This is a genomic window from Psychromonas saccharinae, from assembly GCF_051201515.1.
Classification (GTDB): domain Bacteria; phylum Pseudomonadota; class Gammaproteobacteria; order Enterobacterales; family Psychromonadaceae; genus Psychromonas.
The window spans coordinates 412704-433964 of the sequence record NZ_CP195153.1 but is presented as its reverse complement, the minus strand read 5'-3'; the positions used below and the strand labels follow the sequence as shown (position 1 = coordinate 433964).

At 38.6% G+C, this 21261-nt stretch carries 18 protein-coding genes; 6 read left to right on the top strand and 12 right to left on the bottom strand.

The window, feature by feature from the left end; translation table 11 throughout:
- Nucleotides 1–3: 3 nt before the first annotated feature.
- The gene (locus ACR30L_RS01945) at nucleotides 4–1191 is read right to left on the bottom strand and encodes an efflux RND transporter periplasmic adaptor subunit (protein WP_435236369.1); all 1188 of its coding nucleotides are present in this window, start codon (nucleotides 1189–1191) and stop codon (nucleotides 4–6) included.
- 181 nt (nucleotides 1192–1372) lie between these two features.
- Here ACR30L_RS01945 and ACR30L_RS01940 point away from each other — a divergent pair, with 181 nt between their 5' ends.
- Together ACR30L_RS01940 and ACR30L_RS01935 are read left to right on the top strand one after the other, a co-directional pair.
- Nucleotides 1373–2263: a LysR family transcriptional regulator gene (locus ACR30L_RS01940; protein WP_435236368.1), complete on the top strand. Its 891-nt coding sequence runs from the start codon at nucleotides 1373–1375 to the stop codon at nucleotides 2261–2263.
- A 527-nt stretch (nucleotides 2264–2790) separates the two neighbouring features.
- Complete coding sequence (locus tag ACR30L_RS01935; protein WP_435236367.1) at nucleotides 2791–3435, top strand: HD domain-containing protein; 645 nt, start codon at nucleotides 2791–2793, stop codon at nucleotides 3433–3435.
- A gap of 196 nt (nucleotides 3436–3631) precedes the next feature.
- Here the strand turns inward: ACR30L_RS01935 and ACR30L_RS01930 are convergent, their stop codons facing one another.
- The gene (locus ACR30L_RS01930; protein WP_435236366.1) at nucleotides 3632–5242 is read right to left on the bottom strand and encodes a BCCT family transporter; all 1611 of its coding nucleotides are present in this window, start codon (nucleotides 5240–5242) and stop codon (nucleotides 3632–3634) included.
- Between the two features lie 470 nt (nucleotides 5243–5712).
- Between ACR30L_RS01930 and ACR30L_RS01925 the strand changes: the two genes are divergently transcribed.
- Nucleotides 5713–6108, top strand: coding sequence for an ACT domain-containing protein (locus ACR30L_RS01925; RefSeq protein ID WP_435236365.1), 396 nt, complete (start codon nucleotides 5713–5715; stop codon nucleotides 6106–6108).
- A 72-nt stretch (nucleotides 6109–6180) separates the two neighbouring features.
- Entirely contained in the window at nucleotides 6181–6735 is a 555-nt protein-coding gene (locus ACR30L_RS01920; RefSeq protein WP_435236364.1) for a GNAT family N-acetyltransferase, read from the top strand.
- Between the two features lie 271 nt (nucleotides 6736–7006).
- On the opposite strand, the gene ACR30L_RS01915 is transcribed toward ACR30L_RS01920, so the two are convergent.
- The 8 genes from ACR30L_RS01915 to ACR30L_RS01880 all read right to left on the bottom strand — a co-directional run bounded on the left by ACR30L_RS01915 (nucleotide 7007) and on the right by ACR30L_RS01880 (nucleotide 14642).
- The gene (locus ACR30L_RS01915; RefSeq protein ID WP_435236363.1) at nucleotides 7007–7930 is read right to left on the bottom strand and encodes an ornithine cyclodeaminase family protein; all 924 of its coding nucleotides are present in this window, start codon (nucleotides 7928–7930) and stop codon (nucleotides 7007–7009) included.
- A gap of 26 nt (nucleotides 7931–7956) precedes the next feature.
- Nucleotides 7957–9705 (bottom strand): cis-3-hydroxy-L-proline dehydratase, encoded by a 1749-nt coding sequence (gene lhpI, locus ACR30L_RS01910; protein ID WP_435237861.1) that lies wholly within the window; start codon nucleotides 9703–9705, stop codon nucleotides 7957–7959.
- A 21-nt stretch (nucleotides 9706–9726) separates the two neighbouring features.
- The gene (proC, locus tag ACR30L_RS01905; RefSeq protein ID WP_435236362.1) at nucleotides 9727–10542 is read right to left on the bottom strand and encodes a pyrroline-5-carboxylate reductase; all 816 of its coding nucleotides are present in this window, start codon (nucleotides 10540–10542) and stop codon (nucleotides 9727–9729) included.
- A 72-nt stretch (nucleotides 10543–10614) separates the two neighbouring features.
- A complete protein-coding gene (locus tag ACR30L_RS01900; RefSeq protein ID WP_435236361.1) occupies nucleotides 10615–11541 on the bottom strand; it encodes an aminotransferase class IV in 927 nt (308 codons plus the stop codon).
- A gap of 47 nt (nucleotides 11542–11588) precedes the next feature.
- Complete coding sequence (locus ACR30L_RS01895; RefSeq protein WP_435237860.1) at nucleotides 11589–12371, bottom strand: amino acid ABC transporter ATP-binding protein; 783 nt, start codon at nucleotides 12369–12371, stop codon at nucleotides 11589–11591.
- Between the two features lie 30 nt (nucleotides 12372–12401).
- Nucleotides 12402–13067, bottom strand: a complete 666-nt coding sequence (locus tag ACR30L_RS01890) for an amino acid ABC transporter permease (RefSeq protein WP_435236360.1) — start codon at nucleotides 13065–13067, stop codon at nucleotides 12402–12404.
- Nucleotides 13068–13076: 9 nt separating this feature from the next.
- Nucleotides 13077–13757 carry an amino acid ABC transporter permease gene (locus ACR30L_RS01885; RefSeq protein WP_435236359.1) on the bottom strand — a complete coding sequence of 227 codons (681 nt, stop codon included), beginning with the start codon at nucleotides 13755–13757 and terminating at the stop codon, nucleotides 13077–13079.
- Between the two features lie 51 nt (nucleotides 13758–13808).
- Nucleotides 13809–14642 (bottom strand): transporter substrate-binding domain-containing protein, encoded by an 834-nt coding sequence (locus tag ACR30L_RS01880; RefSeq protein WP_435236358.1) that lies wholly within the window; start codon nucleotides 14640–14642, stop codon nucleotides 13809–13811.
- 219 nt (nucleotides 14643–14861) lie between these two features.
- Here ACR30L_RS01880 and ACR30L_RS01875 point away from each other — a divergent pair, with 219 nt between their 5' ends.
- A complete protein-coding gene (locus ACR30L_RS01875) occupies nucleotides 14862–15548 on the top strand; it encodes a GntR family transcriptional regulator (RefSeq protein ID WP_435236357.1) in 687 nt (228 codons plus the stop codon).
- A 279-nt stretch (nucleotides 15549–15827) separates the two neighbouring features.
- Nucleotides 15828–16565 carry an endonuclease gene (locus tag ACR30L_RS01870; protein WP_435236356.1) on the top strand — a complete coding sequence of 246 codons (738 nt, stop codon included), beginning with the start codon at nucleotides 15828–15830 and terminating at the stop codon, nucleotides 16563–16565.
- A gap of 51 nt (nucleotides 16566–16616) precedes the next feature.
- On the opposite strand, the gene ACR30L_RS01865 is transcribed toward ACR30L_RS01870, so the two are convergent.
- The gene (locus ACR30L_RS01865) at nucleotides 16617–17519 is read right to left on the bottom strand and encodes a DMT family transporter (protein ID WP_435236355.1); all 903 of its coding nucleotides are present in this window, start codon (nucleotides 17517–17519) and stop codon (nucleotides 16617–16619) included.
- A gap of 272 nt (nucleotides 17520–17791) precedes the next feature.
- Nucleotides 17792–21175 (bottom strand): EAL domain-containing protein, encoded by a 3384-nt coding sequence (locus tag ACR30L_RS01860; RefSeq protein WP_435236354.1) that lies wholly within the window; start codon nucleotides 21173–21175, stop codon nucleotides 17792–17794.
- Nucleotides 21176–21261 lie beyond the last annotated feature (86 nt).

Genomic DNA, 21261 nt, shown 5'->3' with positions numbered 1-21261 from the left:
TTACTAGTGAGTCGATACAGGGTCAGATGCAATATCAGTTTGTGCTTTAGTAACACCATTTTCGCTGTCTACTATTACTTCCTGATCTTGTCTTACTGATGAGAAGTTACTAATAACTACCTTATCGCCAACATTAAGTCCTTCTTTCACTATCCAACCATCATCAACCTCATTGCCTAACTGCAGCATTTTTTTCTCAGTCATATTCTTATCATTAACAATATAAACATAGGGCTCGCCGGATTGAGTCCTTATTATTGTCGCTTGTGGCAGTACAATATAATTTTGCTCCTGAGGCGATGAGATCAAGGCACGGACAAACATGCCTGGCAATAACGAATTGTCTGCATTAGGAATCAAAGCACGCAGAGTAACACTGCCAGTTGTGTCATTTACCTGTGCATCAGCAAATTCAAGATGTCCTGTTTGCTCATATTCACTACCGTCTTCAAGTATGATTTTTACCGGAATAATCGGTTTCTTTTGACCTTTTTTGAACAAGTCCTGAAACTCTTTACGTTCTGTATACAAAGAAACCGAAGATTGGGTCATATCAACATAAACCTGATCCGATTGGATAATTTCAGCTAAGTAAGAGGATTGCTCCGCTGTGACTAACGCTCCTTCAGAAACTTGAGAAAGGCCAATTATGCCGGAAATAGGTGCTTTAATTTGTGTATAAGACAATTGTATATTGGCTGTGTCGAGCTCTGCTTGATAAACAGCAACCGATGCGAGTGCCTGCTGATTAGTCGAATAGGCATCATCATAGTCTTGCTGACTAGTGAGCTTTTGCTTTAACAGTTCACTGTAACGATCAAAGCTCTTTTGAGCAGCTTGTTGATCCGCAATCGCTTTGTTCAACTGCGCTTTACTACTGTTTACCGATGCCTGGTAAGTGGTCGGATCGATTTGATAAAGCACATCTCCCGCATTAACATACTCCCCTTCCTTAAATAGTCTTTTTTTGATAATTCCCCCCACTTGAGGACGAACTTCTGCTTCATTAAAAGCAGATATACGTCCCGGCAGTTCAGTAGTGAGCCTGATCATAGAGGTGGCCACCGTTTGAGTGTCGACATGAATTGGCCCCACTTCTCTCGGAGCGTGACCAGCCTGTTCTCCACAGCCGGTTAGTAAAAAAGTAAACACAAAAAATAGAATGTGCTTCGGTGAATTAATTGTAAACATGGATAGAATCCTTTAATAAAAGCGTTGTTAGACGCTATTAGTCTTTGGTTAATATAAAATGTATTGCAGTAAAGATACTGACTCGTCATTTAATCATTGCTCACCACAAGTAATGAATTGTCATTCAGCGAGTCGCTCATTATAATCAACCAAATTCAGCATAAAAATAGAGGTATTCGGGATGGATAGAACCATATATGGGATGATTGACGATCTTTATCTGTTATGTATTGTTGTAGATAAGACATCGATTGCAGCAGCATCATCTTACTTAGAGATCCCAACATCGACTATCTCCAGACGAATTTCATCTCTAGAGCAAAGATTAAATGCAAAACTATTCACTAAAAAAGGCAGGAGTATTGCTGCTACCGCATTTGGGTTGGAGCTTTTCCAGAGCTACCAAGCTCTTTTTAAGCATCTAAATGATGATTTTTTGGATAAAAAAGACCACCATGGCGAAGTAGCAGGTAAGCTAAAGTTGGTTGTCCCAACATTGTTTTATCAGCAAATCATCAGATCCGCTTTATTAAAGTTTCTTCATAGATATCCTCGCGTTGAACTTGATTTGCTTCTATCTGGTGAACAGAGTCAACCTGAATTAGATACCGATATCATCATTACATTTAAGCAGAGTCTCGATGAAAATATGATAGCCAGACCATTATTTGAAAACTCAGCGGGCATTTATATAAGCGCGGCTCTCTTCAATGAGGGTAAGGCACCACAGAGTTTTCAAGAACTACGAGATAGTAAATGGATTGGTCCTGCGAACGAGAAGATTCAATTTATTCACAACAATAAAAAGACAGAAGAATTTAACCGAGTAAACAGAATTACAGTCAATGGTATTGAGACTGCGATTGAATTAGTGGAAGCAGGCATTGGTATCGCGTCACTGCCCATAAATTTGGTGAAAAACAATAAAAAATTAGTTCGTATCCTCCCTGAATATAAGCAACCTAAGCACATGGCGTATTTAATTTACAAAGAACGTAAATACCAAACCAAGGCTACTCAGATCCTGATTAACATGTTACTTGATGAAGTTGCACAGTTGAACGCCAATTAAAATAAGCTGGATATGAACATAATTTCCTGCTTATTCAGGGGGGAATATCGAGATTAAAGACCAGAAACAACCTTAATAACGGATGCAAAAAATCTAATAATGCTCCTCCGGATGTATTTCATATAATTACTTCAGCAAAAATCTAACAAACAGCAAACCGAATAAGGTAGTGTTTAACAATAAAGCACAGTGGTGATGGTAACGAGTTCGCCTCGGTATGCCTTTTAGCTTTAAACTTGAAAAATTGATGATTACCAAATTCCACCAGCCGGTTTATTTCAATAACCAAAATACAATCATATGAGTTATACCCAACCAATTAAATATGGAAAAGTCTTAGTTCTGTTTCATCGCTCACAATATCCATCAAATAAACTTAATTTGCTTCACATGGTAACGCTATTTCAGTTTGTTACCGCTTTCTCTTTATGACACCATTAACAACAATCACTTTACTCAAAGTGCTTTCCCGCTAAATATTACGTTTTTTGTGTCTGGAGAGTTGACTGTTTATTAGGATAAATTAAATGCTTAAACAATTTGAAAATCAGTTTTTTAGTTATGTAAAATCAGTAATGAATCATGACCAAGCTCATAATATCAATCATATTCTACGTGTAGTCAAAACAGCTAAAGCATTGTGCCATGATGAAAATGGTAAACTAGAAGTGGTGTTACCTGCAGCTTATTTACATGATTGCTTTTCCTTTCCTAAAAACCATCCGAGTAGATCTCAAAGTTCGTCTATCGCTGCAGAAAAAGCGACTCAATTTCTTCACTCAATTAGTTATCCTAATGAATACTTTATCGAAATAAACCATGCAATTGTTGCCCATAGTTTCAGTGCGAATATTCCCCCTACCACCTTAGAAGCCCAGATAGTACAAGATGCTGATAGATTAGATGCATTAGGGGCAATTGGGATAGCCCGATGTTTACAGGTGGGAACAAATTTAGGGATTGAGCTTTACAACAGTGAAGATCCTTTTTGTCATGCTCGAACGCCGGATGATAGCTGTTATAGCATTGATCACTTCTATACTAAGCTATTCAAACTTGTTGAGACGATGAATACTGACTCTGCGAAAATTGAAGCAAAGAAAAGGGTAACATTTATGAAAGAATACTTACGTCAATTGGAGACTGAAATATCAATAGCGACTTCAGTATAAAACAAACAAATCTAGCTTCCCCTTGCATATAAAAAACGCAAGGGAAAGCTAGGGGCTGGGGCTATTTTTTACTCTGATTGCGTTGCAAATGTTAATTATAGATGGCTATTACTTAAATTTTCCGTCTTGCCAGAGTAAAAAATAGCCTCCAGCAGAAACGGCGACGAAAGATAAACAGCCCCTAACAATCCGAATCTTATATTTGCTTAGTCACTTCGGGTGAAGCCTTTGGTTTATCAACTTCCGTTAACAAACCTTTCAATAAGCTAACACAACCAAGAAGTAGAATAACGGTAAAAGGTAATGCAGCAATAATAGTGATTGATTGTAATGCTTGAATAGATTGTGTCCCACCAATCCACAACATCACCATCGCAATCAAACCAGAAATAATAGCCCAAACTACTTTTTGTTTCAGCGGCACTTCTAATTTTCCTCCCGCTGTCATGCTATCGATAACAATCGAGCCTGAGTCCAGTGTCGTTACAAAGAAAATAATAATCAATGCAACTGCAATAACAGAGAGAATATTACCAATCGGATAAGCATCTAGCATATAGAAAAGGCTTAGGGATACGTCAGTAATGCCTTGTTCAGCCCCTAACAATCCGACCTTATCAATGATTTGCTCAATTGCAACGCCACCAAAAACAGACATCCAAGCCGTAGTTACTAGGGTAGGAATGATCAAAACACAAATAAGAAATTCGCGAACCGTTCGACCTTTAGAAATACGTGCAACAAACATCCCAAAGAAAGGTGCATATGCAACCCACCATGCCCAGTAAAACACCGTCCAACCATGAAGCCAAGTCGTGTCTTCACGCCCACTTGCTTGACTTAAGGGGATAATATTTTTTACGTAACCAATAACGGCAGTTGCCAAAGAATCAAGTACTGTAGTGAAATTCAGCACTGCAATTAAGCCAAGGAATATAAATGCAATAATCATATTCAAATTACTTAATAGCTTAACGCCGCCATCCATTCCACGAGTAACCGATAAAATGGCAAGCCCCATAATCAATACAATAATAGCTTGCTGAAGGTAAAGACTATTATCAAAACCAAAAACATGGCTGATACCACTCGCCGCCTGCGATCCTCCCAAGCCAAGTGAAGTTGCCAAACCAAATAGGGTAACCAACACCGTTAATACATCAATAACATCGCCTATTCTTCCCCATACTCTATCGCCCAAAAGAGGATAAAAGACTGAACGCATCGATAACGGCAAGCCCTTGTTATATACAAAATAAGCTAAACAGAGCGCAGTCATACCGTAAATTGCCCAGGCATGTAATCCCCAGTGAAAAACCGTCGCCCCCAATGCAAGTTCACGCCCAGCGGGTGTAAAAGGAGCGGCATTAAGTGGTGTGCCATACCAATCGGTAAAGAACGCAGTTGGCTCTGCAACGCCCCAGAAAATTAACCCAATGCCCATACCTGCCGCAAATAACATAGCAATCCATGACATGGTTGAATATTCGGTCTTCGCATTGTCACCCCCTAATCGGATTTTACCCAATGGTGAAAAAACTAATGCAACGGCAAAAAGTAATAAGATATTAGCTCCCCACATAAACAGGAAGTCAAAATTTGAAAGAACGGCGCCTTTTATTGAGTCAATAGCTCCCTTCGCAACGCCGGGATCTAGCATTAACAAGGTGACAATAAAAAGGATAGATAAACCAGCTGACGCTGTAAAAACGGTGTTGTGGACGTCGAAGCCCCATTTATTGATATTGTCCTGACCGACCTGATAATCGGTAGAATCGATACTGTATTTTTTAGATTTAAATTTCATAAATTATGATATTTACATATTCGAATTAACGAATAGAAAGACCAGCTCCATATTAAATTAATATTTGATTAGCTAGTTATTACCATAAAAAAATGGTAAAAAAATCAGCCCATTACGATGATTTTAAACTTTACGCTTAATATCAGGCGGGCTATTCTACCACAAAAACCACTTACGACTGAATAAGCCATAATAGATTGATTTTTATGGATAACATCGCTATATCCCTACTTCCATTTTAGACTGCATTTATTATTCCCCCAGTAGAGCTAAAAAAGTATAAACCATGCTTTTAACTTAACTTTTTCAAAACATGCCCCTAAATATGGATAATAAAAAAGTAAATTGGCACTTAGCGATGAACACAAAAACCTGACACAATACATAAAATCATTATAACGATGTGTATCCGATGGATTCTTTTATCGACATCCAATACGCCACTCATCACCAATGCAAAGAGAAACATAATGGCAGCCATTACTGATTTAAATATTTTATTAAACTCCATGTCACCGGAGCTTGTCGAAGGCGAGTATGTATTCTGTACCGTTAACGATGCACTCACTCATTACTCCCATCTTGAGCCGCTCGCTACATTTAGGGAAAAAGAAGGGCTAACCTTAGTACTCGATAAACAACAAGCGATTGAAAATGAATTACAATTCGATGGCGTATTTAGTCTTATCACATTAACGGTTCACTCGAGTCTTGAAGCCGTGGGATTAACTGCCGCTTTTGCAACCAAGCTTGCCTCATATGATATCAGTGCAAATGTTATCGCTGGTTATTATCATGATCATGTGTTTGTACAAAAGGAAAAATCTGCTATGGCCATGAGCGCATTAACAGAATTTGCTTTGTAGTTTGGTAGAGTTATCTTTGAAGAATAACACTTACCCTTCACTCATAAACAGATATTCGCTATGGGAAAGTCAATGAAATTTCAATATATTAACGATAACGAGGTATCCGAATCGCTAGATACAGCACTCCGTCAACTACTTAGCACCTGCTTTGTAAAAAATCAGGATGCACAAATATTCAGTAAACAGCGGTATTACAATGAGATGCCTCAACATCGATACCTGCTTTGGCAGCATGCTCAATTAGTTGCTCATATCGCAGTACATGAAAAAGAAGTCATCATTAACAACAATCCAATCTCCATTTGCGGCATCGCTGAAGTTTGTGTTCATCCTGAATACAGAAATCAAGGATTCGTAAAACATCTACTAGAAAAAATTCATTTAGACAGAATTAAACAAGGTGATGGCTTTTCGGTGCTGTTTGGCGATGAAGAAGTCTATGGTTCGAGTGGTTATCGATACGTCAATAACTTGAAAACACTTAACCCAAGTTTAGAGTGGACAGTGACAGAACACACGATGGTGCTTTCTCTAAATAAAGACTGGCCGACAGGTGAAGTGAAGTTGTCAGGTATTCCTGTTTTAATGCTAAATAATACCAATTGTATTAAATATTTGATCTAAATTTTGCGCTGGAAAAGTGCTTTAGTTTGAGGCGAAAGTTGATGTTAATGGTTGTTCCCCTTACGAAACTTTCAACAAAGAAATAAACTATTTTAACCAGCAAAATAGGTCAGCTAATTATTACGATTGGTATAATAATAATCAAAATGCCATGGCTTTCTGAAATAATTTAATCTTAGTGCTAAATAATACTAATACATTACTATCTTATCGGATCAAGCAAAAACAAAGGGGCAATTATGTAATAGCTAAAAATTCATCCCCCTACAACTTAATCTTCTTGAATACTTTTCATAATATATAACGCAGTCATTAAGTCTAAATGAGCTCCACCACCATTCTTAAACAATGTAATTTCTTGTTCTGTTTGACGTCCTTGCTCACCATTACATAACTGATAAAAATCAGCCACGATAACATCTTCACTAATAACCTTCTCTTTGATGGGAATAGCAAGTTCACCAATATCATGGATAGCCGTTTCTCTAGCGTCAACAAAAATACGCGAGGTTAACAAAAGCGAATCATCCGCTTCACGCATATCAGGACGATAGGCACCAATTAAATCAACATGTGTTCCCGCTTTAATCCACTCGCCTCGGATAAAAGGTTCTGTCGCCATAGTAGAAGACGATACAATATCGGCATTACTTAATGCTTCGGGTAAATCTTTAATCGCAACAGCATCTTTTTCTGCAGCTAACTGCTGTGCTTTCTCAAAGGTACGATTCCATATTTGTACTTTTTCTAATTTCGGAAAAACAGCGCGAAAGGCATCAATCACTGACGAAGCAACATTACCGGCACCGATAATAGTTAACACTTTACTATCGGGCCGAGCTAACAAACTTGCTGCAAATGCAGAATCACCAGCCGTTTTCCATTTTGTCACTAATTTCCCATCAATGATGGCGCTGGGCAAACCAGTCTCATCATCAAATAATGTAAAAATAGCATTCACACTTGGCAAAGCAGTTGGTAAGTTAACATTATTAGGAAAAACAGTAGCCGTTTTAATACCAATCCCTTTCCCTTGGATCCAAGCAGCACGACTTAATAAGGCATTATCGCCATGTTTAAATAAAATATCGTCGATATCAGCACGCTCAACTTGATGCCCTGCTTGAAAAGCGTCACATAGCCCTAACCAAGATAAATGACTTTCAACATCTTCTGCATTGATAAATGGAATCATTAGTACTCACACCTTTTTATTGATTATTAATACGAAAGCCACCTTGGTAAGGTTGTAGAAGGCAAACCAGTTTTTGCCTCTTTTACACATTCTTCCAAGCTCAACAATTTAAATTTCCGCCCAGTCATCCCAGGACCATAATGTGCATATTTAGCTGAATTAGTACAAATAATTCGCGTTGAAACGGGGATAACAGGTTCGCTTATCATGCACCAACACGTGTCAGTAATAATTTTAGCCCCAAAATGTTCAATGATTGATAAGTACCCCGCCGCCTTAGCCTCAGCTAAAACAGATCGCCCCGCCGTGATGTACATATGCATATTTGATGAAATATGACTACCTTCACATAACATCGACAGTTTTTCAAATTCGCTCAGAGAAAAATGTGGATTTCCCAATGAAATCAAATCACTTTTACTTCCATAATCTTTATTTAACTCCGCCCAACTTGGATATAAATCGGCACATGCTAATTCAATTTTTTCTATCGATTGAGGGGAATTTATCGCTTGATTTAATGTGTCGGCATCGGGCGTGACTCCAACAATATGGAACATTGGCGCACTCGAAACCGTTGCAAAAGCGGCGCCAAAAGCTCTCAAATTGTCCATATCCGGATTCAACTGGACAATGCCAGTTAATACTGGAATATGGTTCCCTGCTATTTTTCCGACATGATAGCCAAGCAGCGGATAAAATAAATCATCAACTTCCTGAACTTGATGGATATTAATATGGAGAGTTGCCCTTCGATGCTCATTTAAATGTGCACCAGCTAAGGGGGCACGACCAGTTAATGCAATACATGCATCAAGAAAGTCGGGATATTTCATTGTCTTTGCACCTAACACGCTATTTGCAAAAACCACCGCATTAGACTCAGCCCAGGCAACCTGCTCTCCTTGTTGTGGCGCACTGTCTAACAGATAAGGCGCACAGGTATAGGTTGGTTTCGCTCCCATATTGACATAGGCATCCGCTAACGCACTCGCCGGTTCGCCAAAGGTTGAATCAACACCTTGAGATTGCCAACGACGATAATCAACGGAGATCGCATTTAATGTAGTTGGAACGATGAACTCCCCACCCATTTGCAGTAATTTTTGAGCAAAACTTAACGATGCTTCGCCAGTATAAATACACCCATCAATATGCACCTGACTAACATTAGTTAATGTCGTTGCACCTGATAATCGCGCCATATGTAAAATGATTTTCATCGCAACTTGCGCAGCTAAGCTTTTTTCACCATTAAGTAAACTACGGTCATAATCATTTAACACTATTTGCTGCTCATCTTGCAGTTGCTCATCCTCAATAGCAATTGCAAGTTCGGTTGTTAATACTTCAGCAGAGCATTGAATATGGCCACCAGCAATATTGGCATTTTTTTGCTGAGATAATGTAATAAAATCATCTTCTTCCAACATAAGAAGTGGAATAGAAATATCAAACATCTCCTTAGCGATCCAAACACCTAGGGTAATAATATCGTCAGGACGAGAAATTACTATCGCGGCAGGGCCTTTACCATTAACCATCATTTCAAGTAACACGCCACTGCCAGAGCACGATCCGCGCCCACCAGGCAAGATCAATATTTTATCCTGAAGCAATTGGCCACTTAGGGGGTGATGGCGATCAATCACTTCCCCCGTTGCAGGTTCTACGCCTCCCCAAAAACTTAGTTCAGTCTGACAAGCTAAAATTTTTCCCTTCGCATTGCCGACAACAAAGGGTACTCCAGATAAATTAACAACGGAAGATGTCATCAAGTTGGCCTCTTTTATTCATTAACCCAGCTCAATAGTACGATCATGAGCAGCTAGCATGGCTTTCTCTAATAATGGATCAAAGCCTGAATTGTCTTCTTTTAACACCTCTAAAGCTGCCTGTGTTGTTCCACCCGGTGAGGTCACATTAATACGCAATTGAGCAGGAGTCTCACTGGATGTTGCCATCATTTTACCTGCGCCTAAAATAGTTTGCTTAGCAAGCTGCATCGCAAGTGCTTCTGATAAACCTAACTTTTGCCCTGCCATTGCCATACTCTCCGCTAACTGAAAAATATAAGCAGGCCCTGAACCTGATAATGCGGTGACTGCATTGAGTTGTTTTTCATTTTCCAACTCAACAGCTAAGCCAACTGAGGAAAGTAAAGTTTCCACTAACGGCAAATATGCAGCCGCCGTTTTATTGCCAATATAAGCAACGACACCTTCGCCAACACTAACAGGTGTATTTGGCATGGTTCTCACAATGGGATGATTTTTTGATAGCTTATCTTCAAAAGTTCCGATAGAAATACCTGCAGCAATCGATAAAAAGACTGTTTGATGGAAATCTTCGGCGTACCAATCATCTAAAACATCTTCAATAACATAGGGTTTAGTCGCTAAAATAACCACTGCAGGAGGAGTAGTTGGCATTCGGTTTAGCGTTAAGCCATGTTCAACCAGATCCTTCACCCAAGCAGACGGAGAAGGGTCAATAATACTTGTCGATTCAAGGGAAAGCCCAGCTTCTAACCACCCTTTTAATAATGCAGCCCCCATATTTCCGCAGCCGACCATAACTAACCCGCGTGCATTTATTGCATCAAAGGACATAGCAATCCCCTATTACTTATTTGAAAGTTAATCAAGAAGGCATCGAATGATGCCTTGAGTTATATCTATCGCCTAGCCTAACGCTTTCTTGTAAAGCTCTCGAATACGTATAGTCATCGGGCCTGCACCTTGCTCTCCAATTTTTTTACCATCAATCTCAGCCACAGGGGTTTGCGCGCCAAAGGTTCCCGTCAAAAAGGCTTCATCGGCAGAAACCGCTTCATAAAGCGAATAATTTTTCTCATAAATAGGAATATCATTTTCTTTACACAGATCGATCACTTTCTGACGTGTGACTCCCTTCATGCAATAATCGCCCGTCGACGTCCACACCTCTCCTTTACGCACGATAAAAAAGTTACAGGCATTAGTGGTATTAACAAAACCATGGGGATCCAACATTAAACCTTCATCGGCTCCCACTTGTTGCGCTTGAATACAGGCCAATACACAGTTTAATTTTGAATGGCTATTAAACTTCGCATCTTGACTCATCGGTAATCCACGCACCTGAGGAACCGTCGCCAAACGGATCCCTTTATCGAGTAAATCAGTGACTGGTTTTGAGTGTTCCATAATCATTACAATAGTCGGCCCCCAACGCGATAAAGTCGGATGCTGGAATGGTTTGGCTTTTTTACCACGGGTGATCATCAACCGACAATGCGCATCGGTTGTCATTCCATTCGCTTCTGCTGTCATCGCCATTGCAGCGGCAATTTCATTTCGATCCATACCAATATCAAGGCTGACAGCTTTACAACTTTCAAACAAACGATCCATATGTTCATCAAAAAAAGCCCACTTGCCGTCATATAATCGCATACCTTCCCACATACCATCGCCAAGCATAAAACCAGAATCATACACAGACACTTTAGCCTCATCCCGGTGTACTAATTCACCGTCAATATAAATAAGAATATCCTTATTACGAACATCCTCCTCGGCATCGTGTGTTGAAAAATGCTCTTCTTGTTCAGTCAATATTGCCATCATCACTATTCCTTTTATTAATTACATTTACTCTATTAATATTTACAGACCTAATCTAATTGCGGTTCAGGTAAACGAAATGCACCATGTCCCCTTAAAAATTTCTTCGTTCTCTCTTCTTTTGGATAGGTCAGCACTTCCTCTGGTTTGCCCTGTTCAAGGATTTTTCCATCAGCAAGAAACATAACCCGATCTGCAACGGAGTAAGCAAAACCAAGCTCATGAGTCACGATTAACATTGTCATCCCTTCATCGGCTAACTCTTTCATGGTTTCAAGGACTTCGCCCACTAATTCAGGATCGAGCGCCGACGTCGCTTCATCAAACAACATTAGGGCAGGCTCCATGGCTAAAGCACGCGCAATCGCAACCCGTTGTTGCTGCCCTCCAGACAAACTCGAAGGGTAAGCATCAGCTTTCCAAGCTAATCCTACTTTCTCTAAATATTTCATAGCACGGTGTTCGCACTCTTCTTTATCTAATTTGAGTACCGTTTTAGCCCCTTCCATCACATTTTGTTTCACCGTCATATGCGGAAATAAATTAAAATGCTGAAACACCATCCCAACGTGAGCACGGTGTTGAGCTAAATCACTATCGACATAATAGACATGGCCTAATTTGTCATGAATTTTTCCAACCGGTTTACCATCAAATACAATTCTTCCTGTGGTTGGCATTTCCATAAAATTAACACAACGTAACATGGTTGATTTACCGGAACCCGAAGCACCAATCAATACAACGACCTCGCCTTTATGCATTGATAGATCAATCCCCTTTAATACCTCTAGGTCGCCGAAGGATTTATGTAAACCATCAATTTTTAAAATTTCTTTTTTATCTATTTCCTTGGTCATACATCACCTTTTTGATTGCAAACGTTGTTCAAAAAACTGCACAATTAACGAGAATGAGAAGATCAAAACAAAGAAAATTAACGCGACACTGGTGTACATTTCGATCGGATTGAACACACTCGTTGAAACTATCTTGGCTTGATACATTAACTCGCCATAAGCAATAACTGACGCCAATGACGTCATTTTCATTAATTCTATGGAGCGATTCATAAAGGCTGGAATCATACGACGTATCGCCTGGGGCATAATAATTCGCATCATCTGTTGGGAATAACTCATTCCCAACGCTTTGCTTGCTTCCCATTGTCCCTTATGAATAGATTGAATACCCGCACGATAAATCTCTGAAGCAAAAGCCGTCGTATTAAGGGTTAACCCCAATGCAGCTGCTGTAAATGCATCAATTTCAAAGGGTGAAATAATCGGAAAAGCAAAGAAAAACCACATAATTTGAACCAACACGGGTGTATTACGAAATATTTCTACAAACACCGTCGCAGGCCATCGTAAAATAGGATCCCTTGAATATCGTGCCATTCCCACAAACATACCAAAGAATAATCCGAGAAAGAGACAGGTAAAGCCGAGCGTCAGTGTGTTTTGTAACCCCGTAATCAGTAACGCTTTATTAGTCCAAACCGAAGCAAAGTCCCAGTTATAACCCATAATAATCTCCTAATTGACCGTCGTTTCACCAGAACGGGACATATATCGCTCCAGGCGTCCCACCCCTATCGAACAAGCAAAGATGACAATAAAATATAATCCTGCTGCGACCGAAAGCACTTCCAAGGAACGATAAGTTGACTGTGCAATATTATTAGCTTGATATAACAAATCGGCGTAACTGATGGTGCTTACTAGCGTGGTTGTTTTCATCAATTCAATCGCACGCTCTAAAAACGCAGGAATCATCCGTTTTACCGCTTGTGGTAAAATCACACGACTCAATGATTGATTACGCGTCATACCTAGCGCTTTAGATGCTTCCCACTGACCGCTGTCTATCGAAATAATCCCACCACGAAAGACTTCTGCAAAAAAGGCAGAAGACTGTAATGAAAAAGTTAAAATAGAGGCTTTGAAAGGATCCATCTCAATGCCAATAATCATTGGCAAGGCAAAAAAGAACCAAAAAAGCTGTGCAATAGGCGGTGTCGAACGTAGAAAATCAATTAATATAATCACTGGAACACGCACTGGCCACTTACCGTATAAACGTGCAAGCGCGAGCACTAATCCAATAGGCACACCTAAAGAAAGGGACAAACCAGTCACCTTGAGCGTATTAAGTAATCCCAACAGAAGCAGGTCAAAATCTCTGAAGACAACTGAAAAGTCCCATTCATATCCCATTGTTATTCCTCCATGTTCAGCAAATCAATTTAACGAGATTTAACGGAATATTTACCAGTCTTCCATGCGGACAGAAGGCACGGTTTTAGGATCAACATCGAAGCTTTCTAAAAACTCTTCATACCAAACTTGAGTTTGCCCCGTTTGGTAATAGTAAGTAATCGTTGTATTGACCCAATCACGGAAGGTTTTATCATCTTCTTTACGCACACCAGCAGAAGAAGGAGTTCTCAGAACAGGCTCTGGCATAACAATTTGACCACGCCCCAATTTCTTACGCATCGCGATAAGTGGTGGTGAAAACAAAGAAACACCTTGAACACGACGAGATTGGAAAGCCGCAATCGCTTCACCGTTTGACGGGAAACGTAAAATAGTCGCCTTAGGAAGGTGCTTAGTAATATAAGTATCCATCGTTGTGCCCTGACTAACGGCCAGCTTCATACCTTCTTTATTAAGATCTTCCCAATTATTTATGGTTAAATCATCATCAGCTAAGACTGCAAGTGCATAGTAGATAAAAGGGTGAGCAGGAAAATCAACGGCCATTGCACGAGCAGGTGTTGCATCTAGCACAAACATAATATCGATCTTATTTGCCTGTAATGCCGCTACTGCAGTTCCCCAAGTCACTTCAACAGGTTTAAATTCTACTCCGAGTTCTTTTGCCATTTGCTTACCGACAGAAGCCCCTAACCCAGTCCACTCTTGCTCACCCGGTTTTTTATAAAACCAAGGTGGCGCTTGTGTTACACCAACACGAAGATCACCTCGAGATTTAATGGCATCCCAGGTGGATGTATTTGCTGCATGAGCGAAACTTGTGTACAAATTTACTGAAAATATAATTGCTACGAGAGCAATCAGTTTTTTTAAAAATTCCATTTGCTTCTACCTCTTTTTGATTTCAATCCGGCAGCACTATCCCGTGCCATTTTTTTTACTAATACATCATCACAATTGAAGGATTGTTGACAATCTACAATTGTACAATGCAAAAACTTTGCCATATAATTAAAGGTAATCTCGGTATGCTTTTTAATATAAAGCAAACGCTTGAGATGAAGAAGGACACAGAAATGTCCCTATAAATGGAGTAAGCCAATGAATTCATTGAATATTAAACCCATATCTAAGAATCGCACCTTGAGAGCAAATGTTGCAGAGCAACTGCGGGATGCAATTATTAATGGTGATATTCCACCTCGCACTAAGTTAATTGAAACGCAATTATCTGAATTATTAGGTGTCAGCCGAGGGCCTTTACGAGAGGCAATTCGACAATTAGCTGATCAAGGGTTAATCGAAAACATCCCTTACACGGGAACTTATGTTATTGATATAAAAGTAAAAAACATCCAAGAACTGTACAGTTTCAGAACAGAAATAGAACGTTTTGCTTTCTCATTGGTTTGGAATAAAAGATCTTCTAAGTTTTACAGTGATTTAACCAATCAACATAAACGCTTAACACAAGCTATCAAAGCAAAGGATTCTGTTGCAACAATTTACGAAGAATTAGAATTACATAGTGTTGTATATGATCACTGTGGACACGATTTACTCAGGGAAACATGGCAACGACTCAGAAGCCGCTTACACCTTTATTTCACACTCCATCAAAAAGCACACAACCGTTCTGGGCCTAAATTAAAAGCACATGATGCTTATGTCACATTAGCCGCAGGAGAAAATTTGGATGCGATGCTAGAACATGTATCAGAACATATGAATCAGGGTTACTCAAAAGTAGAAAAATATGTTTCTATGATTGAACAACAATTGAAATAATAAATTGCAATATTGGACGATATCGCACCACCTTGGTCAACTATTGCACCAAAACAGTTATTTTATCGTCACCTTTTATTTTAAAAGCATGCAACCAAAAACAATGACTTCATTAAATGAACATGCTTTTAAATACTCAAACTCACGCCCCCTTTAGAAGACCATCGTTACTTACACTATTTTTACTATAACTTCATGATTTTTAAAGATGCTTCGAGAGTATTTTTTTAATATAATCCTGCTTTTTCTCGCTAAAATTAAGTTCGGACTAAATTATTAATGAAACAACCACTCCTATTATTGGCTTCTCTTTCCTTTGCCTTTTCAGTTTATGCAGACAATCACAATATTGATTCCTTTAGTAAAGCTAAACGTCTGTTAGAAAAACAAGTCTATTACGATAATAAAATCACTTTGTATTGTAATGCTCAGTTTGACTATCAAAAGCACGTTATGCCACCAGCCGGATTCAATACCACGAAGTATGTTAAACGCAGTAAGAAAGTAGAATGGGAACATGTCGTTCCTGCTGAAAACTTTGGACGTACCTTTGTTGAGTGGCGCGAAGGAGATTCAGCTTGTATCAGCAGTAAGGGGAAGGCATTCAAAGGAAGACGATGCGCAGAGAAAACAAATAAAGAATATCGTTATATGCAAGCCGATATGTTTAACCTTTATCCTGCGATTGGCTCTGTTAATGCGTTAAGAAAAAATTATAACTTCACGATGTTACCGGCAGAACAGAATAGCTTCGGAAGTTGTGCAATGAAAATCAATAATAGAAAAGCTGAACCACCAGTCACTTCACGAGGACGCATTGCCCGCACTTACCTTTATATGGAACAAAACTATCAGCATTACCACATGAGCCAATCTCAGCAAAAATTAATGAATGCCTGGGATAAGATGTATCCCGTGGACGATTGGGAGTGTCAACGTGCAGAGCGCATTGCAAAATTGCAGGGGAATAAAAATGAAATAGTTGAAAGCCGCTGTTTGATTTCAGGAAAAATTTAAATGCGATTTTGTTACTCGAGTGCGAGAACACATCGCACTCGAGTTAATTTGCTACACTTCACCCACTTTAATATCGACGGGGTCATTGAGTACTTTTTTTGTTGTATGAAACTGACTCACGATCACTCCAGCAAATATAATAAAAATACTAATCCATTGATTCACATTAAGAATTTCGCCTAATAATATTGCAGAAAGTAATAACGAAAAAACAGGAATTAGATTTGAATAAGCTGCAGCCGTTAATACAGAGACTTTACTTAACGCATAGTTATAACATCCGTAACCGCCTAAAGTAACAAAGGTACCAAGGTAAAGTATGCCCCACAACGCATCACTATGATGCACTTCAGGTAAACCAGTAAAAAATAGAAAAGGCGCGAAAAATAATGTTCCGCTCAATCCCTGCAATGCAATTAATGACAATGGCGAATAACGAACAGTTAAACGTTTTAAACTAACTGAATAAAAAGCAGCACAAATCATCGCTAAGAATTCGAGAAAATTACCCAGAACAGGATTCGTTGCATCCGTTGAATTGGGTGAGACGTATGTCAATAACAGGCCACCAGTAATGCATAAACCAAATCCAACAATAATCGCCTTCGAAAGATTTTCTTTAAGCAGATAAAAGGCTAACACCGCGACAATTAACGGCAAACTAGACACTAACACCCCCGCTTGAGAGGCCGATGTGTTTTGCAACGCATAGCCTTCAAATAAATAATATAAACAAGGTTCAGCTAAGGACATAGTGAGTAAATATTTCCAATCACCAGCACGGTATTCAAACCGCTTTACCCAACGCCATAACAATAAAGACGTCATCAAGGTAATTAACATTCGTGAAAACACAACAAAAATAGGATCGTAAATATTAACGGTGTATTTCAAAGCTACAAAGGAACTTCCCCACAAAAATGTGGCAATAATTAAACAAAGTGAGGCTGGCATCGCGTTCTTCTAATTGGATTCTGTTGAAGTGGCAATATTAATCGGTTTATTAAATTTTTGAAATAGGCGATTGAAAACAATCTTTTGCTTTTATCCAATTGCAAAAAATGAATTGAGATTTCACTCTCCCGATAAAATAATTCAAGATAAAATCGACCATCATATTATGATTGATAAATTGAATCCCCTTAATTAAATTGAATACGCTTAATAGTGAAACATTAGATGGTTATATTAAATGATAAAAAAACGTCTCATAGCTTAAGAACAAATTAAAGATTCGATGATGAAATAGATTTCATGTTGACTAATAACCCTTGAGCAATGTCTGCAGTACAAGGTTTATAGAAGAAATAACCTTGAATTTCATCGCAACCTAGTTGTTTCATCAATTCATATTGCTCTTTAGTTTCAACACCTTCTGCAATAATTTTTAGGTTTAAACTTCCGGCAATCAATAGAATCCCTTGAATAATTGCTTTATTTTTAGGATTATCGCTAACATCTTTTACAAAGGAGCGATCGATTTTAATCGTATCAATAGGGTATAAATTAATGCAATTTAATGAAGAATAACCCGTACCAAAATCATCGAGCGCAATGCTCACGCCATGTGCTTTAAAGCCTTCTAATATTCTCAATGCAACGCCCGAATTTTCAATCAGTGCATTTTCTGTTATTTCAATTTGAATATCACCCGGTGTAATATCATAACGCGCCAAGATACGAATATAATTATCCAATATTGCATCGTTTCGTAATTGCACTGCTGATAAGTTAATCGATAAACGAATATTTTTCAGGCCTAAATCTCGCCATTTTTTATGTTGTTCACAAGATTTCTCAAACACCTGTTCATCAATTTGGCCAATTAACCCCAACTCTTCTGCAAGGGGAATAAAATAATTCGGGGCAACAATCCCTTTTTCTGGATCATGGATGCGCACTAAGGCTTCAAAACCAACAATGCTACCGGTTTCCGCTGAGACTTGAGGCTGATAGTTAATAATAAAGCTATTTGTCATCAAGGCATGACGCAATATCTCTTCATACATATTGCGCAGTGTATTTTTTTGTTCTAATAATCGATCATAAAACACATAACCATTACGCCCTTGCGACTTGGCTTGGTACATTGCGTTATCGCCTTTTTGGAGTAGCGACTGTGCATCTGAGCCATCATTCGGATAAATACTAATACCAAGACTAAGCGCGCTATAAATATGCTTATCATTAATTAAGATAGGTTTTTTAATGTTATTAAAGATATGTTCAGCTATTTTAATAATATCGCCTTCATCTTTAATCTCAGACAAAATAATCACAAACTCATCTCCCCCCAAACGCGCAATAATATCGCGAGAACGAATAGATCGTTGTAAAATGCCGCCGATTTTAATTAGCAGTAAGTCTCCGGCTGCATGACCCATTGAATCATTTATATTTTTAAAATGATCTAAATCGATAAACATTAATGCAAATTTCTTATTATGGGTAAAGGAAAAGGAGATACTTTCTTCTAACTTATCTTGAAATAATGTGCGATTCGGCAAACCAGTTAAAATATCGGAGTAAGCCAATTTTTTTATTTTTTCTTCCTGTAACTTTTGTTCTGTAATATCTTCAAATATGCCACGGTAACCATGAAAAACGCCGTCTAAAATAATCGGTTTTGCAGAAATTAACAGACAAATAAGTCGACCATTATGATGCTGACACCAGCACTCAGACTCGGTTAAGTCTTCATGACTTGCCATGCTTTTTATATAGCTATCACCTTTATTAACGTTATAGGTATTAATTTTCTTACCGAGCAATCCTTCTGGCGAATAACCAATAACATCAATAGATGAATCAGAGCAATAGGTAAATTGATGCAACACATCGGTTTCCCAAAGCCAATTAGAGGTGCTATGGGCAATATCACTGAATCTTTTTTCTGCCTTTTGTAAATCTTGAATCAGAATTTCATTTTTCAACGCGGAACTAATAATCGCCCGTAAATTTTCAAAAGCAGTCCCCTTGGGATTACTTAAATTGACGGTCATAAAACCAAGGGTTTTCATTCTAAAGGACAAGGGAAAAACTAATAGCGTGTAACGTTCACAATAAGTCTCAACTTCATCTGGGATCAGTTTTTTAGCAATAAAATCTCGATGTTCTAACTCAATAAATTGATTATGGCGCACCGCCACCATATTCGTTGCTACCTCAGCATCGGTACTCACTTCTGGAAACAGAGAAATATATAGCTCAGAAAGTTGCAAAATATCAACGGTATATTTCTTGATACGAGTGAGATCGAATGACGTATTTAAGTTATTCACAATCGCTCTGAAATAATTTAAATAATATTCACTTTCAAAGCGTTGAAATTTAATTGCTGTTTGTTCAGCTTCACTCTTTAATGCCATTAACTGCGCAATAAAGGTCGTTAAATAGGTTGCAGTTCTATCTAGCTCCAAAGAACGTAATGCGCTAAAAGCTAATTTTGAGCTAAACTCCAGCCACAGCATAATATCTTCAGATTTTAAGGCGTTTTCTAGCTTAATTTTTAATTCCACTAATAAACGGTCAAAGTTTTGCTTATATATCCCCTTCCGATAAAGTGCAATCAACGAGCCCACTTCGTCGCGAATAATGCCACCTTTATAGTGCTCAACTACCTGTTCTAAATAATCTTCCGTTTCTTTAAAAATAGACACTTTATTAGAATGGGAAGATTGATGATGAGATTGCTCATGATAGATTGAAGAGTCACAACCACAGGATTGTCTGATAACTAATGATGTTGGTATTTGAATTTCTGGCTGTGCGGCTTTACCTTCAATTTGTGCGATTAATTCCAGTGTTGAAATACGCCCAAGTTCAAATAATGGCTCTTGAATACTGGTTAGGGCTGGTGTTGAAAAGGCGCCTTCTAAGCTATTTAATGAGCCAACAACCGCGATATCCTTTGGTACATTAATACCCCGTTCTTCGCAGGCATCTAAAATACCTAATGCTTGATTATCATTAAGTGCAATAATGGCATCAAAAGGTTTATCGGTTGTATCAAAAAAAGCCCCCATGATTAATTTTGTTGAACCACGGTTTAAATCAGAATAAATCACCATGTCATCATCAAAAGGAAGTTCATATTGGTTTAATTGCTTTTTAAAAATCTCCGTTCTAATTTCCGACGCGCCATGATTCTTCGGTCCCCTCATCAATAAAACATGACGATAACCATGAACATGATAAAAATGTTTAAATAATGCAGAAAAGCCCGCTTCATGATCCGCAACGATATTAGTAAATCCGTCAATATAACTACCAACATTAATCACAGGTACGCTGGAGAAACGATCTAAAAATGCCTGGCTTTCTGACTTATCAAGAAAGCGTGTTAACGAACTAAATGGGCTGAGTACACCAGAAATCAACTCCATATCAACCAGCTCAAACACCTTTTCACGCGCCAAATGAAGCGGATCTTCAGAATTGATCGCCCCGCCACAAAACCCAATCATATTGTAGCCTTTCTCTTCTGCCACATGCGCGGCGCCACGCAAAATACTTTCTTGATACAGAGAAACAATCGACCCCGCTAACACGGCAATCGTTGGACGCCCATTATTCAAAGCAGAACGGTAATTATTTGAATGATGAGACATGTATCAAAACTCCTTGTCATGATAGTGAGAGAGAAGAATAACGTAGCTCCAATAGACGATTTAAAAAATTAATTAATATTATGGTA

What these genes read in the sequence shown, in the direction of transcription:
- proC (WP_435236362.1), bottom strand. Translation starts at nt 10,542, where the DNA reads ATGTCCTTTGATGCAATAAATGCACGCGGGTTAGTTATGGTCGGCTGC.
- ACR30L_RS01865 (WP_435236355.1), bottom strand. Translation starts at nt 17,519, where the DNA reads ATGCCAGCCTCACTTTGTTTAATTATTGCCACATTTTTGTGGGGAAGT.
- ACR30L_RS01920 (WP_435236364.1), top strand. Translation starts at nt 6,181, where the DNA reads ATGAAATTTCAATATATTAACGATAACGAGGTATCCGAATCGCTAGAT.
- ACR30L_RS01925 (WP_435236365.1), top strand. Translation starts at nt 5,713, where the DNA reads ATGGCAGCCATTACTGATTTAAATATTTTATTAAACTCCATGTCACCG.
- lhpI (WP_435237861.1), bottom strand. Translation starts at nt 9,705, where the DNA reads ATGACATCTTCCGTTGTTAATTTATCTGGAGTACCCTTTGTTGTCGGC.
- ACR30L_RS01930 (WP_435236366.1), bottom strand. Translation starts at nt 5,242, where the DNA reads ATGAAATTTAAATCTAAAAAATACAGTATCGATTCTACCGATTATCAG.
- ACR30L_RS01875 (WP_435236357.1), top strand. Translation starts at nt 14,862, where the DNA reads ATGAATTCATTGAATATTAAACCCATATCTAAGAATCGCACCTTGAGA.
- ACR30L_RS01935 (WP_435236367.1), top strand. Translation starts at nt 2,791, where the DNA reads ATGCTTAAACAATTTGAAAATCAGTTTTTTAGTTATGTAAAATCAGTA.
- ACR30L_RS01890 (WP_435236360.1), bottom strand. Translation starts at nt 13,067, where the DNA reads ATGGGTTATAACTGGGACTTTGCTTCGGTTTGGACTAATAAAGCGTTA.
- ACR30L_RS01900 (WP_435236361.1), bottom strand. Translation starts at nt 11,541, where the DNA reads ATGATGGCAATATTGACTGAACAAGAAGAGCATTTTTCAACACACGAT.
- ACR30L_RS01945 (WP_435236369.1), bottom strand. Translation starts at nt 1,191, where the DNA reads ATGTTTACAATTAATTCACCGAAGCACATTCTATTTTTTGTGTTTACT.
- ACR30L_RS01880 (WP_435236358.1), bottom strand. Translation starts at nt 14,642, where the DNA reads ATGGAATTTTTAAAAAAACTGATTGCTCTCGTAGCAATTATATTTTCA.
- ACR30L_RS01915 (WP_435236363.1), bottom strand. Translation starts at nt 7,930, where the DNA reads ATGATTCCATTTATCAATGCAGAAGATGTTGAAAGTCATTTATCTTGG.
- ACR30L_RS01940 (WP_435236368.1), top strand. Translation starts at nt 1,373, where the DNA reads ATGGATAGAACCATATATGGGATGATTGACGATCTTTATCTGTTATGT.
- ACR30L_RS01885 (WP_435236359.1), bottom strand. Translation starts at nt 13,757, where the DNA reads ATGGGATATGAATGGGACTTTTCAGTTGTCTTCAGAGATTTTGACCTG.
- ACR30L_RS01870 (WP_435236356.1), top strand. Translation starts at nt 15,828, where the DNA reads ATGAAACAACCACTCCTATTATTGGCTTCTCTTTCCTTTGCCTTTTCA.
- ACR30L_RS01860 (WP_435236354.1), bottom strand. Translation starts at nt 21,175, where the DNA reads ATGTCTCATCATTCAAATAATTACCGTTCTGCTTTGAATAATGGGCGT.